The sequence below is a fragment of the Mesorhizobium sp. M0306 genome, from assembly GCF_040321655.1.
In the GTDB taxonomy this organism is placed as follows: Bacteria; Pseudomonadota; Alphaproteobacteria; order Rhizobiales; family Rhizobiaceae; genus Mesorhizobium.
In genome coordinates, this window is the sequence record NZ_JAMYRY010000007.1 from 32,961 (window position 1) to 49,758 (window position 16,798).

Genomic DNA, 16,798 nt, shown 5'->3' on the forward strand with positions numbered 1-16,798 from the left:
CAGCCGTCGGAGTCCGTTGCCTATCCGCCATTGGCGGCGAGCACGATCGCCGCACGCAATTCCTCGAGGCCCTCGCTCTTTTCCGACGACGTGGCGAGCACGAAGGGAAAGGCCGCCGGGCGTTTCTTGATTTTCGCCAGCGTTTCCTCGATCAGCTGCGGTATCCCCGCCGCCTTGATCTTGTCGGTCTTGGTCAGCACGATCTGATACGACACCGCCGCCTTGTCGAGCAGCGACAGCACCTCGTCGTCCTTGGCCTTGATGCCATGACGGGCATCGATCAGCACGTAGACGCGCTTCAGCGTCACCCGGCCCTTGAGATAGTCGAACACGAGCTTCGTCCACTCGTCGACCTTTTCCTTCGGCGCCGTGGCGTAGCCATAGCCCGGCATGTCGACCAGGGCCATCGGCGGCAGATCGGCGCCTTCTCCCGAAAATCCGCCCGGCACGAAATAGTTGAGCTCTTGCGTCCGGCCCGGCGTGTTGGAGGTGCGCGCCAGCCCCTTCTGGTTGACCAGCGCGTTGATCAGCGACGATTTGCCGACATTGGAGCGGCCGGCAAAGGCGATCTCGGGTGGACCCTCCGGCGGCAGGAATTTCATTGCCGGCACGCCGCGGATGAAGATCCAGGCTCGCGTGAACAATTCGATGCCGATCGTGGTCTTGTTCAACGCGTTCAAACCGCTGCCTCCAGAAGAAAAATGTTGCTGCCACGAATGGCATCGAGATTGCGGCTGATCTTTTCCACCGGCCAGTGCCACCACGCCAGCGCCAGCAGCCGCCGGATGGTCCTTTCGTCGAAGCGCATCTTCACCACCTTGGCAGGATTGCCGGCGACGATCGCATAGGCCGGCACATCGTGCGTCACCACCGACTTTGCCGCGACGATGGCGCCGTCGCCGATCTTCACGCCCGGCAGCATCACCGCTTCCATGCCGATCCAGACGTCATTGCCGACGATTGTGTCGCCACGCACCTCTTTAGACGATGTCGCCGGGTCGAAACCTTCCTCCCAGCCGTGGCCAAAGATGTTGAACGGATAGGTCGAAAAGCCGGACATGGCGTGATTGGCGCCGTTCATGATGAAGCGCGCACCCTCGGCAATGGCGCAGAACCTGCCGATGACCAGCCTGTCGCCGATGAACGGATAATGATGCAGCACGCATTTTTCGGCGAATTTGTCGGGTCCGTCAGGGTCGTCATAATAGGTGAAGTCGCCGATCTCGATATTCGGCGCCGTCACCAGCGGTTTCAGAAAGCCGACGCGCGTGTGCAACGGGATCGGATGCTTGATCGATGGATTGGGTCCGGTCATATCGAGCTCCATCGGGCAACTGCCAGCCAGGTCAAAATAGCGCGATCCGTCCGGCAGTACCAATCGCTTAATCCAGGCCGGCAACTTGTGCAAAAAGCCCCGGACGAACCGGGGCTTTTGGGTTTCGCATCATCGGAGCGCCGGCTATTCCGCCGGCGACGGTTTCTTGCGGAACAGCGCGACCAGATTATCCCACAATTCGATCTTGGCGCCTTGCCGCTTCATGATCACGCCCTGCTGGAGGATCGACAGCGTGTTGTTCCAGGCCCAGTAGATGACGAGGCCGGCCGGAAAACCCGCCATCATGAAGGTGAAGATCACGGGCATCCAGGTGAAGATCGCAGCCTGCGTCGGGTCCGGCGGCGTCGGGTTCATGCGCATCTGCAGGAACATCGTCACGCCCATGATCAGCGGCCAGACGCCGATCATCAGCATGTGCGGCAAGGTGACCGGGATCAGCCCGAAGAGGTTGAAGATCGATGTCGGGTCCGGCGCCGCCAGATCCTGGATCCAGCCGAAGAACGGCGCGTGCCGCATCTCGATGGTGATGTAGAGCACCTTGTAGAGCGAGAAGAACACCGGGATCTGCAACGCCACCGGCCAGCAGCCGGCGAGCGGATTGATCTTCTCGGTCTTGTAGAGCTCCATCATCGCCTGCTGCTGCTTCATCTTGTCGTCCGCGTATTTCTCGCGGATCTCGAGCATCTTGGGCTGCACCTTCTTCATGTTCGCCATCGACGCATAGGACTTGTTGGCGAGCGGGAAGAACAGCGCCTTGACGATGACGGTGGTGGCGAGGATCGCCAGACCGAAATTGCCGAAGAATTTGTAAAGCGTGTCGATCAGCCAGAACATCGGCTTGGTGATGAAATAGAACCAGCCCCAGTCGATCAGAAGATCGAACTGGCGAATATGACGGTCCTTTTCATAAGCGTTGATCGTCGAAACTTCCTTGGCGCCGGCGAATATCTCCGACTCCACGGTCGTCGATTGCCCGGGAGCGACCGTGACAGGATCGGACAGGAAATCGGACTGGTAGCTGTGCGGATGGGGCCCGCTTTTGAACTCGAAATAAGAGAATTTGGGCTGAAATTCGCGGCCGCTAGGCGGCACGAGGGTCACCGCCCAATACTTATCGGTGATGCCCAGCCAGCCGTCGGTCGACTTGCCTGGCTTGTATTCCTTGTCAGATTCGACGCTGGAGTATTTGTATTCCTGCAGGCCCTCGCTTCCGGTAACGCCGATCAGGCCCTCGTGCAGCACATAGGTGCTGGCGATAGCCGGCTTGTCGAAACGCGTAACGCGGCCATAGTTCGACAACGTCGCCGGCGCCGAGCCGCCGTTCTGAACCGTGTCGGACACGGTGAACATATATTGGCTGTCGACGGAGAAGGTGCGCTTGAAGGTCAGGCCCTTGTCGTTGGTGAAGGTCAGCGTGACCGGCGTCGCCGGTGTCAGCGTCGCCTTGCCGTCGGTCTGCCAGACGGTGTCGGGGCCGGGCAGCGTGCCGACATTCGGCGTGCCGGAAAAGCCGATCTCGGCGAAATAGCCGTTCGGCAGAGACGCCGGGTTGAGCAACGCGATCTCGGGCGAGGTCTTGTCGACCGTCTCCCTGTAGTGCTTGAGCCGGAGGTCGTCGAGGCGCGCGCCGGTGAGGTTGATCGAGCCTTCGAGGCTCGGCGTGTCGATCTTGACGCGGCTGGTCGAGGCAATCGCCTGGTCGCGGCCGGCCGGCGTCACCGCGTCGCCGCCAGGCGCGTTCGGAATGGCGCCCGGCTGCACCGGTGTTTCGCTGGCGCCCGGGCTGGTGCCTTGGGCGGCCTTCTTCTGCTCCGCCACGCGCTGCTCTTCGATGCGGGCGGCTTCGCGCTGCATCTCGCTGCGCGGCATCACATAGAAATATTGCCAAAGCGCCAGGATCAGCACCGACAGTGCGATGGTGATGAAGAAGTTGCGGTTGTTTTCCATCGAAGCCCTTGGCCTATCGTGTTCCACGCAATCTGCGGGAGAGTTCGGCCTTCAACTGGCCGAACGGAGTGGTAAGCACGTCTTCGCGCCCGACGATGACATAATCATTGCCTGGCGCCATGTCATCCGCGGCATGCGTGCGCACGGCCTCTCTCAGCCGCCGCCGGATGCGGTTGCGAACGACGGCGTTGCCGACCTTCCTGGTGACGGTATAGCCGACGCGCGGCGCTTCGCTGTCGCCGCGGCCCAGAACCTCGACGAGGAAAAGCCGCCCGCGGCGCTTCTCACCACGGCGGACGGCCAGGAATTCCGCGCGCTTCAGAAGCCGCTTGGGATGGGCACCCGTTGGCTTGCCGGTTGCGGGCAACGATCTTGTCTCTCGCTTGGTGCTCAGGCGCTGAGACGCTTGCGGCCGCGGTTGCGGCGGGCTGCGACGACGCCGCGGCCACCTTTGGTGGCCATGCGGGCGCGGAAACCGTGCCTGCGTTTGCGGACGAGTTTGGACGGCTGGTAAGTACGCTTCATTTGTTTAAATACCGCGGGGTGCGGCCCTTCTTGATTCTGTCACTTTGTAACAGGAGCTTTGCCGGGCCGGTTTTGGCGCGATCGAAACCGCGCCGGGACGAATGGCCCGAGCGTGAGCGGGCTTATAGAAAGAAGGGTTTTGGAAGTCAATCCAGCGCGTCGGGCCGGTGTTGCCGGGCTGGCAGGGAAGTCTTGCGGCCCTTTGTCCGGCTTCGACCAAAGGATGAATTTGGCAAAAAAGCCGCAATCGCCTAATCTCACCCGATCAAGCGATCGTGAAGACGAGCAGTCCTTAAGACAAGCAGCCGTGATGACAGGCAGCCGTGACGACGAGCATGAGTGAAGTCCCAGCAACCGACGAGAGCATCGCCCAGGCGAAGGCGGCCACCCGCAGGGTGCCGCTGGCGCGCGGCCTGTCGACCAAGTTGCTGCTGCTCACCATCGTCTTCGTGCTCTTGGCCGAAATCCTCATCTTCGTGCCCTGGATCGCCAGCTACAGGCTGAGCTGGCTGAAGGAAAGGCTGAGCACGGCCGCCGCGGTTTCAATCGTCCTGGTGCAGGGCGAACCTGCCTCGCTGTCGCGTGCCGCCCAGAACGACGTGCTGATGGCGATCGGCGCCAAGGCGATCGCGGTGCGCGACGGCGGCGTCTCGCGGCTTCTGGTCGTGGCCGAAATGCCGCCGCAGGTCGACGATCATATCGATATCGCCAATGTCGGCATGATCAAGGGCATGACCGGCGCGCTGGACACGCTGTTTTTCGGCGGCAAGCGGATGCTGCGCGTCTTCGGGCCGGTCGGCGACAGCGACAAGGAATTCGAGCTGATCATGCCCGACCACCGCCTGCGCAATGCCATGCTGATCTATTCGCGCAACGTCGCCTTCGTCTCGCTGCTGATCTCGCTGTTCACCGCCATGCTGGTCTACGCCGCGATAGACCTGATCATGATCGGCCCGATCAGGACGATGACACGTTCGATGCTGTCCTTTTCCGAGGCGCCCGACGACCCCGGCCGCATCATTCACCCCGCCGCGCGGGGCGACGAGATCGGCGTCGCCGAACGCGAGCTGTCGCAGATGCAGGAGCGGCTGCAAAAGATGCTGACCGAGCAGAAGCACCTGGCCGATCTCGGCCTGGCCGTGTCGAAGATCAACCACGACATGCGCAACATCCTTGCCTCGGCGCAGCTGATGTCGGACCGCCTGCGCCAGGTCAAGGACCCGACTGTGCAGGCCTTCGCGCCAAAACTGCTGCGCGCGCTCGACCGCGCCGTGTCCTATTCGGAGGGCGTGCTTGCCTATGGCCGCACCCAGGAGCCGCCGCCGTCGCGCCGCAGGCTGCGGCTGCGCCAGCTGGTCGAAGACGTCCAAGGCCTGCTCGACATCGAATGCGGCATCGAATTCGTCAACGCCATCGATCCGGTGCTCGAGGTCGACGCCGATTCCGACCAGCTGTTCCGCGTGCTCACCAATCTTAGCCGAAACGCCGTGCAGGCGATGGCGGCGGACACCGAGAGCGCCGTGGTGCGCCGCCTGACCATATCGGCCGAGCGCATCGGCAGCGTCAGCCGCATCGTCGTCACCGACACCGGCCCCGGCCTGCCGCCAAAAGCGCGCGAAAACCTGTTCGCGGCATTTCGCGGCTCGGCCCGCAGCGGCGGCACCGGCCTTGGCCTGGCGATCGCCCATGAATTGATCCGCGCCCATGGCGGCACGGTGGAGCTGGTCGAAAGCATCGGCGGCCGCACCACATTCGCGGTCACCATTCCCGACCAGCCGGTCCGGCTCGACCAGGCCCGCAACGGTCTGCGCCGCCCGGCGTAACGAACCGTTTCGTTACGGGCCGTTTCAATTCGCAAATGGTTGGTCCGAGACTACGAGCCATCGGCTCGGCCGCCGTGTGGCGTGAGCTCGCCTTCGCCGGCGGGCGCGTGACGGCAAAACGTGGCGGCAAAACTTTTGGCCAGGATCGGCTTGCTTTTCGCAAATTCAGTCGCTAGGGAACAGCTCACATTCGCGGCCGGTCGCCAGGATCGGATTGCGGGGCTATGCAAAGCATGGCCTGTTGCGCGCCCGTAGCTCAGCTGGATAGAGCACCAGACTACGAATCTGGGGGTCAGGAGTTCGAATCTCTTCGGGCGCGCCATCAATCCAATGCACGGCCCGCCTCATGGGGCCTCTCGGGCGCGGTGAGCTCATAGCCGTCCGACTATGACCGTGACCGGTAGCCGGAAGGTCGCGAGGGCTGAGCGCCATCCCTGCCAAAAAGGGGATCGTCAGCCGATGCTGCTCAGTCGGCCTGCTTAATCTCCGGACCCGGTTCAGTCGGCGGAGCTGGCGTGCAATTCTGGCCGGTGCATTCCTGCACGGGATCGTTCGCCGGCGGGAGACAATTTTGGCCTTCACAATGAACGGGCGGCTGCGCTGTTGCGGCTTTATTGTTCGGCGGCACAGGCCGATCCTCAGCGCGAACGGCCGGCATTCCAAGGTCGATCATGGCCGTGCACAAGAGCGCAATCCGAAGCAAGTTCATTTTCGCCTCCGCAACTGACAGCGAGACGCAGATTATACCTTCGAACTGCGGCCAACATCCTGTCACCCGCGAACGGCGTTAACAGCGCGTTTCATTGCCGGTCGCAAGGGCGTACCGATTGAGATCGAGCGTCGTCCTCTTCCTGGCAAAATAGCGCCAGAAACGGGGCATTCGGCCGGAGGTGACTGAAGCCAACCTTCCGATTTTCCTGTACACGTGTTCGAAGGGTTTGAGTGCCTTAGGGCTTTCGCATATTCGAGCTTCTTCAGGTCTTTCACGGGGGAACGTACATGACGGCATTCAACAGCGTCCGCTTCCAGGTCAAGCCGGGTAGTGAAGACGAATTCGTCGAACTGTTCAGCAGCGCTCCGCGCAATTTCGAGGGATTGCGAAAAATGGCTCTCATCAAATCGGGAGACGGCGCCTTCTTCTCGATTGGAGAGTGGGACACTTTCCAGCACATGGTCGATGCCAGGCCCAAAATGCTAGGCAATCTTGATCGGTTCCGGCATGCGTTGCAGCGGCTTGAGGGCGGATATACGGATGCTGTTTCCGGCGAGGCCGTCTTCGAAACGGACGGCAGGAGCAGCGGCAGGTCGGTATAGGTTCGCACTTCGAAAAGCTTATGCCGTGCGCCACTTCCCGGCTGCCTCACCTAAACCGCACATTCCCCCTGGAAAGCTCTGCCACCGACCTGCATCCCATCAGCCGCATGTCGCGTTCGATCTCGGTTCGCATCAGGCCGAGTGCCCGTTCGACGCCGGCCTGTCCGGCGGCTGCCAGCGGGAAGAGATAGTAGCGCCCGACACCGACGGCCTTGGCACCCAACGACAGGGCTTTCAGCACATGCGTGCCGCGCTGGACGCCGCTGTCGATGATCACGTCTATCTTGTCGCCCACCGCGTCGACGATCTCCGACAGCTGGTCGAAGGGACTGCGCGAGCCGTCCAGCTGCCTGCCGCCATGATTTGACAGAACGATGCCGGTGCAGCCGATGTCGACGGCCTTTCTGGCATCGGCGACGCTCATGATCCCCTTCAGGCAAAACTGGCCGTTCCAGAAGCGGACCATGTCTTCGACGTCCTTCCAATCCAGCGATGGATCGAGGATCTCGGTGAAATAGCGGCTGATGGAAAGCGCTCCGCCACCGAGATCGATATGGCCGTCCAACTGCGGCAGGCTGAACTTTTCGTGCGTCAAATAGTCGATAGCCCATCTCGGCTTGATCGCGAACTGCATCATCCCGCCGAGCGTAAGCCGAAAGGGGATTGAAAAGCCGGTCCGCAGGTCACGCTCGCGGTTTCCGCCGGTGACGCTGTCGACGGTCAGCATCATCACCTCGACGCCGGACGCCTTGGCGCGCTCCATCATGGCGCGGTTCAGGCCGCGATCCTTATGGAAATAGAACTGATAGACCTGCGGCGTCCTGTGCTTGCGGACTTCCTCCAGGCTGACTGTGCCAAGCGACGAGACGCCGAACATCGTGCCGAACTTCTCCGCCGCCGCGGCGACGGCGCGCTCGCCGCTATGGTGAAACAGCCGCTGGAGAGCCGTCGGCGAACAATAGACCGGCATCGCCAGCTTCTGGCCCATGACGGTGACCGACATGTCGACCTGTCCGACGCCGGCAAGGACGTTGGGGACGAGATCGCAGTCCTCGAACGCCGCCGTGTTGCGCCGCAGCGTCGTCTCGTCGTCCGCGCCGCCATCGATATAGTTGAAGATCGGGCCTGGCAGGCGCTGTTTTGCCAGCCGGCGAAAGTCCTGAAAATTATAGCAGCTTTGCAATCTCATGGATTCAATCGGGCCTATGCCGGGCGCGCTGTCAAGCCAGTGCCATTGCGGCTCGCCAGCTATCCCGCCGCCTCGCGTCAGCCCGCCACAGCGCCAACCGACTCCCGCTCCACCAGCGGACATTCGAGCTTCGTGATGGGATAGCGGCCGCGACCGGGTGGGGCGGGGACTTCCAGCTGCTCGATCGCCCATTGCCCCATCGCCATATGCGGCAGGATCGACGTCGTCAGCGGCGGGAACAGATGCCGCGCGATCTCCTCGTCGTCATAACCGACCACCGAAATATCCTGGGGGATGTGCAGGCCGGCCTCCTTCAGCGCCTCGTAGCAGCCGATCGCGGTGCGATCGTTCTGGCAGAAGATGGCGGTCGGCCGGTCCTTCAGCGCCAAGAGCTTGACGGTCGCGGCATAGCCGGCGCTCGCCGACCAATCGCCTTCGACGACCAGCGCCGGGTCGAACGGGATGTCGGCTGTCGCCAGCGCCCGGCGGTAGCCCTTCAGCCGGTCCTGAGCCGCCTGCATCCAGGGCTCGCCGGTGATGGTGGCGATACGGCGATGGCCATAGCTGATCAGGTGCCGGGTCGAGCTCTGCCCGCCGGCGATCTCGCTCGGCACCACGGCGGGGAAGGCATAGTCGGCGGTGTAGCAGTTAAGCAGGATGACCGGAATGTCGAGGCCGTAGAGATAATCCGGCGCGACGATCTCGCGGGTGAAGATGGTCATGTAGATCAGCGCCGAAATGCCCCGCTTGGTCAGCGCCGCGATGGCGCGGGGCTCCATCACCTCGTCGCCCATGGTCTGCGCCACCAGCAGCACATTGCCGGCGTTCCACGAGGCTTGCCGCGCCCCTTCAATGGCGACGACCGCCTCCGGGCTGGTCGCCAACTGGTCGACGGCGAAGCCGATCACGCCATCCAGCCCGTCGAATGCGGCAACCGGGGCTCGCAAGGCAGAAAACACCGGCGGCGAATAGCCCAGCGTTCGCGCGGTCTCGATCACCCGCTCTCGGGTTTGCTGCGACAGCCTGATGCCCGGCGTGTTGTTGAGTACGAACGAAACCGTCGCCTGCGAACAGCCTGCGGCCCTGGCGATGTCGGTCATGGTAACGCGGCCCTTGGGGTTTTTCCCGGACAGCTTGCGCCGCCTGGTACCCTCAACGACGGGATCACGCAGTGGTTCGTTCATGTCATTGGTCCCTCGAATCTCGCATTTATAGGGCGAAGCGATACTAATAGATATAATCGACCCTCTTAGGCCGATTTAGTCCCCGATCCGAAACGGTAGCGACTGGGGAGGCCTCTCTCCTTTGTGGCGAGAATCCCGACCAAACTAATACTCTTTACTAATATCTGGCATCCCTATAACGTCAATCCATCATGCCGGACGACATCGGACCGCCCATGTTCGGAACGCAAGCCAGCCTGGTTCCCGTCAGCCGAAGCTTGCCTGCCGCTCCGGGAAATGTCAGACAAATCGGACTATTTACGAACGGCGAATGAGTCTCTAAAGTCGACGATCGCGGCTGGAATGGCGTCGTTCTTCGCTGCCGGAAACCCTTGAGGAGGAGGGCGTCCAAGCCGCGCCGGCAAGTTCACCATCAGCGAAAATTATTGAGTCAAATGGGAGGTTGAATATGAAATCTGCGATACGAAATGCGTCCGTCGCCGCTGCGGCCCTGCTGCTCGGCCTGTCCGCCAGCGCAATTGCGCGGGCCGACGACAAGCCGACACTGGCCTTCGTCGTCAACGGCGCTTCCGATTTCTGGAAGGCGGCCGAAGCCGGCGTCAAGAAGGCTCAAGGCGAACTGCCCAATTACAATCTGGAACTCAAATATCCGGAGCAGTCCTCGGTCGCCATCCAGCAGCGCCTGATGGACGATCTGGTGACGGCCGGCGTGAAGGCGATCATGGTCTCGGCCGTCGATCCCAAGACGTCGACCGACGGGCTGAACAAGATCGCCTCGGAAACGGCGTTGTTCACCACCGACAGCGACGCACCGCAGACCAAGCGTGTCGCCTATATCGGCTCGTCCAATGTCGATGCCGGCAAGCAGGCGGCAGAGATCGCCAAGAAGGCAATGCCTGACGGCGGCAAGTGCCTCGGCTTCGTTGGCCTGCTCGGCGCCGACAACGCCAAGGAACGTATCCAGGGCATGAAGGACGGCCTCGCCGGTACCAAGATCGAGCTGGTCGACGTGCGCGGCGATGACATCGATCAGGCCCGCGCCAAGAAGAATGTCGAGGACGCGCTGGTGGCCAGCCCCGACGTCACCTGCATGGTCGGCTTCTATTCCTACAACACGCCGCGCATCTATGAGGCGCTGCGCGATGCCGGCAAGCTTGGCCAGATCACCGTCGTCGGCTTCGATGACGATCCGATCACGCTGGGTGGCGTCAAGGAAGGCACCGTTGCCGCCACCGTGGTGCAGCAGCCCTTCGAGTGGGCCTATCAGGGCATGAAGCTGATGGCCGCCTATCTCAAGGGCGACAAGTCGGGCGTCCCGGCCGATGGACTGATCATCATCCCGACCAAGATCATCGGCAAGGACGATGTCGACGCCTACGCCGCCAGCCTCAAGGCGATGTCTGGAAACTGAGCGAATTAGGTTGCGCCGGCTCAAGGTTCGCCTTGAGCCGGCGTTCTATTGACGTGCCTCGCGAGGCTCGTCAGTCTGAGGCCAAACGGCTCACCGGCTGCTGTCAGGCGTGATGAATTATTCCGACCCATCCATCGTTGCATCCACGGACGCTCCGTTCCTGAGCCTCGACGGTGTGCGCAAGACCTATCCCGGCGTCGTCGCGCTAGACGGATTCTCGATGGACGTAAGGCCCGGCGAGGTCATCGGCCTGGTCGGCGAAAACGGCGCCGGCAAATCGACGCTGATGAAGATCCTCGGTGGCGTCACCAGGCCGGATACCGGCACCATCACCGTCGATGGCGTCGCCCATGACGGGCTGACCGTCGAGGCCAGCATCGGCTCGGGCATCGCTTTCGTCCACCAGGAACTCAACCTGTTCGAAAACCTCGACGTGGCCGCCAATATCTTCTTCGGCCGAGAACCGCTGCGCGCCGGGCCGCTCAAGCTCGTCGACCGCGCCAGGCTGCGAGCGCAGGCGGCGCCGCTGCTCAAACGCGTGGGCGCCAATTTCTCGGCCGATACGCCGGTGTCGGCGCTGTCGCTGGCGCAGCAGCAAATGGTCGAGATCGCCAAGGCGCTGTCGATCGAGGCAAGACTGGTTATCCTCGACGAACCGACGTCCAGCCTGCCGATCGCCGAAACAGACAAGCTCCTCGGCGTCATCAAGGCGCTGAAGGCAGACGGCATCAGTGTCATTTTCATCTCGCACCGCCTTCACGAGGTCGAGCGCGTCGCCGACCGCGTCGTCGTCCTCAGGGACGGAATGCTCGCCGGAACCTTGCCGAAGAGCGCCATCAATCACGACCAGATGGTCAAGCTGATGATCGGCCGCATGCTGAAGGAGCGCGAGAAGGCCGCAGAATCGGCGCGCCCGCCGGGCTCAGTCGCGCTGTCGGTCAAGGCCATTCGCACCGCCGCCTATCCTGATCGGCCCGTCGACCTCGATGTCAGGCATGGCGAGATCCTTGGCCTGGCCGGCCTCGTCGGCTCCGGCCGGACGGAACTGGCGCGCGTCCTGTTCGGCATCGACAGGAGCTTTGGCGGTTCGTTCCAGCTTGACGGAAAAGATCTGGTTCTTGGTTCGGCCGCGGATGCAGTGGCCAACGGTATTTTCCTCGTCCCCGAGGATCGCAAGCTGACCGGCATCCTCCTCGACCTGTCGATTGCCCAGAACATCTCGCTGCCCAATCTGCCAATGCATTCGCGGCGCTCGCTGGTCTCGGCCAGCGCCGAGGCCGCCACCGCCGAGAAGCAGAAGACCGATCTCGGCATCAGGGCGCCCTCCGTCCAGACGCGTACCGGCACGCTGTCGGGCGGCAACCAGCAAAAGGTCGTGCTGGCCAAATGGCTGGCGATGAAGCCGAAGGTGATGATCCTCGACGAGCCGACGCGCGGTATCGATATCGGCGCCAAGGCCGAGATCTACGGACTGATGCGGGCGCTGGCCGATGCCGGCGTCGCCGTGCTGATGATCTCAAGCGACATGGAGGAGGTGATCGGCGTGTCCGACCGCATCGCCGTCATGCATGAAGGCCAGATCTCCGGCATTCTCGACAAGGACCGGTTCAGCCAGGAAAACGTGCTGCTGCTGGCGGTCGGCAAGCAGCCGAAGTAGTTCGCAGGCATTGGGAGAAGACGATGAGCAAGAAAGATCTCGGCCTGCTGATCCTGATCCTGGTGGTCGGCGCGGTGGTGGCGATCATCAACCCGCGCTTCCTGCTGCCGATCAATCTCGCCAACACCTCGAACCTGATCGGGCTGTTCGGCATCCTGTCGATCGGCCAGGCCTTCGTCATCATCACCGGCGGCATCGAATTGTCAGTCGGCTCGGTGGTTGCGCTACTCGGTACGCTGTTCATCGATTTCATCGCCGTGCGGGAGATGGAGTGGCCGCTGGCCTTCGTGCTGATCATCGCGCTCGGCGCCATCATCGGCCTGATGCATGGCTGGCTGATCACCCGGCTGAAGTTGCAGCCGTTTGTCGTCACCCTCTGCGGCCTGTTGATCTATCGCGGCGTGGCGCGCTTCTACACCGCCGACGGCACCGCCGGCTTTGCCTTCGGACAGAACTTCCCGGAACTCGAGTTCCTGACGGCGGGGCGGTCCTGGGGCGTGCCGAACAGTTTCATCGCGCTGATCGTCATCGCCGTCGTCATGTGGGTGGTGCTGCACCGGTCGGTGTTCGGGCGCTATCTCTATGCCATCGGCAAGAACGAGGAAGCGGCGAAATATTCCGGCATCCGTACCGGCCGCATCGTCATGGCCGCCTATGTCATCTGCGGCGTGCTGACGGCGCTGTCGGCTATCTATTTCGCCATGTACACACGCTCGATCTCGCCGGCGAGCCACGGTCAGTTCTATGAGCTCTACGCCATCGCGGCAGCGGTGCTCGGCGGCTTCTCGCTGCGCGGCGGCGAAGGCTCGCTGATCGGCGTCCTCCTCGGCACGGTGCTGCTGCAGGAGTTGCAGAACCTCGTCAACCTGCTCGGCATCCCGTCCTCGCTCAACTTCGCCGTCATGGGCGGGGTGATCCTCATCGGCGTGCTGGTCGACCAGCAATGGGGCGTGTTCAGGGCGCGGCGGCGGATGCTGGAAGCCACACGCAAGGGCGTGGCGGGTGCTGCCGCGGAATGACGCAAAAATAGCTGGATGAAATACGCCGACTGCCACGGCAGGTGGCGTGAAAAGGTCAGCCTGAGCTTCGCGACAGCAGTTCAGGTCGGTCTCTATTTGGAACGAAACCCGTATCTGAGCGTTTATTTAAGCTTTGCTACGCGGAGGCGTCCCATGCCCACGAATCCAGTAAGTACCGCAAAGGTAGGAACTCACCCTCTCCACCCGATGCTGATACCTTTTCCTGTCGCGTTTCTTGTCGGCGCCTTTGTCTCCGACCTGGTTTTCTGGGGAACTGCCGATGCCTTCTGGGCACGGGCATCGATGTGGCTGATCGGGGCAGCCATCGTAATGGCCCTTCTCGCTGCGACAGCCGGTTTTATCGACTTCCTCAACGAGCCGCGCATTCGCGCCTTGTCCGACGCCTGGTACCACATGCTGGGCAATCTGACCGCGGTTGTTGTGGCACTGATCAATTTCTATCTTCGATATGCCCAAGGCGCCGAAGCCGCGGTCCGGCCATGGGGTGTGCTGTTGTCGTTCATAGTGGTCTGCATACTGCTGTTCACCGGCTGGAAGGGCTGGGAAATGGTGTATCGCCATCACGTTGCAGTTCTGGATACACCAGCGGATGTGCCAGCGAAGCCTTCGACAACCACTGCCACCGATACTCGTCACACTGGTCGGGACCGGCACGCCGCATGAGGCCATAATCCCGAAAAGTGGATACCGGTTTCCAAAAAAATATGGGTTAGACAAGTAGCGCCCATCCAGAATTCATCGGATGGGCGCTACTTTAGATAAGGCCCGACATGTCGGAGAAGGCCATGGCCTTGCGCAGCACCTCGGCGAAGCGCTCGCCGGCGGCTTCACGAGGACCGCTATTGTCGATCGAGGTGACACCCGGTCCGGACAGCGCCACATTGGCGCTGCGCGCCAGCCGTGCCAGCACTTCGCCGCGCGATTCGCGACCGCGCAACGCCAGCCGCTCGGCCAGGATCTGCGGCGTAGCCGTGATCTCGACGACAGCCAGATTGGCGTAGCGCTCCCGCAGCGCCGGGATGATCGCGCGCGAGACGTTGGCGATCGCGACACGGCCGTTTGAGACCGACCAATCGACTTCGGCCGGGATGCCATAGCGCAGGCCATGCGCCTCCCAGGAAATCGCGAAGGCGCCATCCGCTTCGGCCTCGACGAAGGCCGCGTCGGCGAGCGTGTCGTGATCCTCGGTAGCCGCGTCGCTCTGCCGGGTGATGACCCGGCGCACGAACTCCAGCCGGCTCTCGTCGGCAAACACGGCGCGCGCATAGCCGATCACCGTGTCCTTGCCGGCACCGCTCGGCCCGACGACGGCGACGAAGACGCCGTCGCGGATCGGAAACGCCGCGGCTGACAATTCACGCTCGACCGATGCCGACACCATCATGCGACCCGCCGTCCCTGCCGCCAGACCGTGCGGACGACTGGGACATGGTCGTCGACGCGCACGCGAACCAGATCGGCGCGCCGGCCGGGCTCGATGACGCCGCGATCGGTGAGGCCGACCGCCTCGGCCGGGTTCTTCGAGACCATCGCCACCGCCTGTGGCAACGAGATGCCCTCGACCACGTCGCCGAGGAAGAAGGCCGACTGGATCAGGCTGAACGGAATGTAGTCCGATGACAGGATATCGAGCAGGCCGTCGCCGGCCAGCGTGCGGGCCGAGACATTGCCCGAATGCGACGCGCCGCGCATGACGTTCGGCGCGCCCATCAATACGCCGAGCCCTGCCTCTTTTGAAGCCCGTGCCGCCTCCTCAGTGGTCGGGAACTCGGCGACGCGCACACCTTGCTCGATCGCTTCGTCGACATGGCCGACGGTTGCGTCGTCATGGCTGGCCAGCACGATGCCGCGTTCTTGGCAGGCAGCGGCGATGAAGCTGCGGTTCGGGCTCGAGTTCCTCGCTGATTCCGCCATCCGCTTTTCGCAGAATTTCTGGAAATCGCGATCGGTCAGCTTCAGCTTGCGCTGGTAGTAATAGGCATAGGTTTCCAAATTGACGAATTGGCGCTGTCCCGGTGCATGGTCCATCAGTGACGCCAGCCTGACCCGCTCGTCGCCGTCGAAATTGGCGAAGGCTGTGAGGCAGTCCGGCGCCGAAACCTCGCAGCGCAGATGGAGGAAATGGTCGGCCCTGAGCCGGTCCTGCTGCACACTGTCTTCGATCGCGTCGGCCAGCTTGCGTATGTCGGCGGCCGTCAGGTCGGCATCCTCGTCCATGCCGACACGCAAGGCGTCGAGCACGGTGGTGATGCCGGCGGTCGCCACCTGCGCGTCATGCGCCAGCACAGCTGCGATCGGGTTCCAGCGCACTTTCGGCCGCGGCGCGTAATGGCCTTCGAGATGGTCGGTGTGGAGCTCGACCAGGCCAGGGATGATGAAGTCGCCGCCCATGTCCTCGCCGCTGCGGCCAGCGCCGGGAGCGATGTCGGCGATCACGCCATCGCGCAGCACGATCGACCCTTCGATGATCTGGTCGGCCAGTACGATGCGGGCATTGTCAAGAACGGTCTCGGCGGTCATTTCAGGCAGTCCTCGGAGCATTTTGCAAACCAACTGAAAATGAATCGGCGTCGCACAATGCGGTTAAGGCAAATAGTCATTTAGGCAGTTCTTCTGGTCAGGCAGTTCTTCTGGCCGGGCGGCGCCCGAGCGCGTGATGGGACAGCACCATGAATGGTGCGCCGGGTTCAGTTTCCACAAACAGCGTCAGCGCGTCCACCGCCACCGGCCGTTGCAGCACGCCCGCAAACAGGCTGTCGATTGCTAGGCGAAGACGAGGGCTTTCCTGTGACGAGACCCGGCCGGACAGCGTCATATGGAAGCGAAAGGTCTCGAAGACATAGGGGTAGCCCCACTGGCAGAGATTGCGGAACTCGTCGGGCTTCAGCGAATCGGGGCTGCGCCGCTCGATCTCGGCTTCGGTTAACGGCGCGCGAAAGCGGTCGAAGTCGTGCACCACGTCGTCGGCGAAGCGGTTGAGCGCCGGCAGCGGCGCTTCCGGCACCAGCGCGAAAAAGCCGTCGATCTGGCTGACGATCAGGCGCGGGATGGTCACCACCGGCGTCGCCTCGGCAAAATCGTCGAGTGCTGCGCGAAGCGAGGCTTCCGTCTCGTTGGAAGCCAAGCGGAAAGGCGCCTTCAGCGTCGCATGAAAGCCATAGCGGCGCGCCGAGGCGGTATGGAAGGCAACTTCTGCCGCCGACAACTCGCCCACTGCCTCGACCGGCTTTGTGGCGGCGCCGAATGGGTCCCGGCCGAGCCAGTTGGCGGCGATCCGTGCCAGCGGTTCGTCCTGTCGGGAGGTGAAATAGATCGCGTAGCGCATCGAAAGTCCTCGTCAGCCCCGCTGCCATAGGTGATTTCCATGACGAA

At 62.7% G+C, this 16,798-nt stretch carries 16 protein-coding genes and 1 tRNA gene; 7 read left to right on the forward strand and 10 right to left on the reverse strand.

The window, feature by feature from the left end; genetic code table 11:
• Positions 1 to 20 precede the first annotated feature (20 nt).
• From yihA to rpmH, 5 genes are all read right to left on the reverse strand, one after another.
• A complete protein-coding gene (gene yihA, locus NKI95_RS12855; RefSeq protein WP_352717141.1) occupies positions 21 to 680 on the reverse strand; it encodes a ribosome biogenesis GTP-binding protein YihA/YsxC in 660 nt (219 codons plus the stop codon).
• Positions 677 to 1,315: a CatB-related O-acetyltransferase gene (locus NKI95_RS12860; RefSeq protein ID WP_352717142.1), complete on the reverse strand. Its 639-nt coding sequence runs from the start codon at positions 1,313 to 1,315 to the stop codon at positions 677 to 679. The genes yihA and NKI95_RS12860 overlap by 4 nt, the downstream gene beginning before the upstream one ends.
• A gap of 144 nt (positions 1,316 to 1,459) precedes the next feature.
• Positions 1,460 to 3,283: a membrane protein insertase YidC gene (gene yidC, locus NKI95_RS12865; RefSeq protein ID WP_352717144.1), complete on the reverse strand. Its 1,824-nt coding sequence runs from the start codon at positions 3,281 to 3,283 to the stop codon at positions 1,460 to 1,462.
• Positions 3,284 to 3,296: 13 nt separating this feature from the next.
• Entirely contained in the window at positions 3,297 to 3,650 is a 354-nt protein-coding gene (gene rnpA, locus NKI95_RS12870) for a ribonuclease P protein component (RefSeq protein WP_352539960.1), read from the reverse strand.
• Positions 3,651 to 3,673: 23 nt separating this feature from the next.
• Entirely contained in the window at positions 3,674 to 3,808 is a 135-nt protein-coding gene (gene rpmH, locus NKI95_RS12875) for a 50S ribosomal protein L34 (RefSeq protein ID WP_008833937.1), read from the reverse strand.
• A gap of 335 nt (positions 3,809 to 4,143) precedes the next feature.
• Between rpmH and NKI95_RS12880 the strand changes: the two genes are divergently transcribed.
• From NKI95_RS12880 to NKI95_RS12890, 3 genes are all read left to right on the forward strand, one after another.
• Positions 4,144 to 5,631 carry an ATP-binding protein gene (locus tag NKI95_RS12880; RefSeq protein WP_352717145.1) on the forward strand — a complete coding sequence of 496 codons (1,488 nt, stop codon included), beginning with the start codon at positions 4,144 to 4,146 and terminating at the stop codon, positions 5,629 to 5,631.
• A 245-nt stretch (positions 5,632 to 5,876) separates the two neighbouring features.
• Positions 5,877 to 5,953: transfer RNA gene (locus NKI95_RS12885), tRNA-Arg, on the forward strand.
• A 677-nt stretch (positions 5,954 to 6,630) separates the two neighbouring features.
• Positions 6,631 to 6,945 carry an antibiotic biosynthesis monooxygenase family protein gene (locus tag NKI95_RS12890; RefSeq protein WP_352717147.1) on the forward strand — a complete coding sequence of 105 codons (315 nt, stop codon included), beginning with the start codon at positions 6,631 to 6,633 and terminating at the stop codon, positions 6,943 to 6,945.
• Positions 6,946 to 6,991: 46 nt separating this feature from the next.
• Here the strand turns inward: NKI95_RS12890 and NKI95_RS12895 are convergent, their stop codons facing one another.
• Positions 6,992 to 8,134: an alpha-hydroxy acid oxidase gene (locus tag NKI95_RS12895; protein ID WP_352717149.1), complete on the reverse strand. Its 1,143-nt coding sequence runs from the start codon at positions 8,132 to 8,134 to the stop codon at positions 6,992 to 6,994.
• 77 nt (positions 8,135 to 8,211) lie between these two features.
• Positions 8,212 to 9,234: a LacI family DNA-binding transcriptional regulator gene (locus NKI95_RS12900; protein ID WP_352717360.1), complete on the reverse strand. Its 1,023-nt coding sequence runs from the start codon at positions 9,232 to 9,234 to the stop codon at positions 8,212 to 8,214.
• A gap of 532 nt (positions 9,235 to 9,766) precedes the next feature.
• On the opposite strand from NKI95_RS12900, the gene NKI95_RS12905 reads away from it, so the two are divergent.
• The 4 genes from NKI95_RS12905 (at position 9,767) to NKI95_RS12920 (ending at position 14,089) form a co-directional block, all read left to right on the forward strand.
• Positions 9,767 to 10,729, forward strand: a complete 963-nt coding sequence (locus NKI95_RS12905) for a sugar-binding protein (RefSeq protein ID WP_352717150.1) — start codon at positions 9,767 to 9,769, stop codon at positions 10,727 to 10,729.
• 112 nt (positions 10,730 to 10,841) lie between these two features.
• Entirely contained in the window at positions 10,842 to 12,386 is a 1,545-nt protein-coding gene (locus tag NKI95_RS12910) for a sugar ABC transporter ATP-binding protein (RefSeq protein WP_352717152.1), read from the forward strand.
• Between the two features lie 23 nt (positions 12,387 to 12,409).
• Complete coding sequence (locus tag NKI95_RS12915) at positions 12,410 to 13,405, forward strand: ABC transporter permease (RefSeq protein ID WP_352490501.1); 996 nt, start codon at positions 12,410 to 12,412, stop codon at positions 13,403 to 13,405.
• A 153-nt stretch (positions 13,406 to 13,558) separates the two neighbouring features.
• On the forward strand, positions 13,559 to 14,089 hold the full coding sequence (locus tag NKI95_RS12920; RefSeq protein WP_352717362.1) for a DUF2231 domain-containing protein: 531 nt from the start codon (positions 13,559 to 13,561) through the stop codon (positions 14,087 to 14,089).
• Between the two features lie 91 nt (positions 14,090 to 14,180).
• Here NKI95_RS12920 and phnN read toward each other — a convergent pair whose 3' ends face one another.
• From phnN to NKI95_RS12935, 3 genes are all read right to left on the reverse strand, one after another.
• On the reverse strand, positions 14,181 to 14,810 hold the full coding sequence (gene phnN, locus NKI95_RS12925; RefSeq protein WP_352717153.1) for a phosphonate metabolism protein/1,5-bisphosphokinase (PRPP-forming) PhnN: 630 nt from the start codon (positions 14,808 to 14,810) through the stop codon (positions 14,181 to 14,183).
• Positions 14,807 to 15,946 (reverse strand): alpha-D-ribose 1-methylphosphonate 5-triphosphate diphosphatase, encoded by a 1,140-nt coding sequence (locus tag NKI95_RS12930; RefSeq protein WP_352717155.1) that lies wholly within the window; start codon positions 15,944 to 15,946, stop codon positions 14,807 to 14,809. Before NKI95_RS12930 ends, phnN begins: the two co-directional genes overlap by 4 nt.
• A 97-nt stretch (positions 15,947 to 16,043) precedes the next feature.
• Entirely contained in the window at positions 16,044 to 16,751 is a 708-nt protein-coding gene (locus NKI95_RS12935) for a DUF1045 domain-containing protein (RefSeq protein WP_352717156.1), read from the reverse strand.
• Positions 16,752 to 16,798 lie beyond the last annotated feature (47 nt).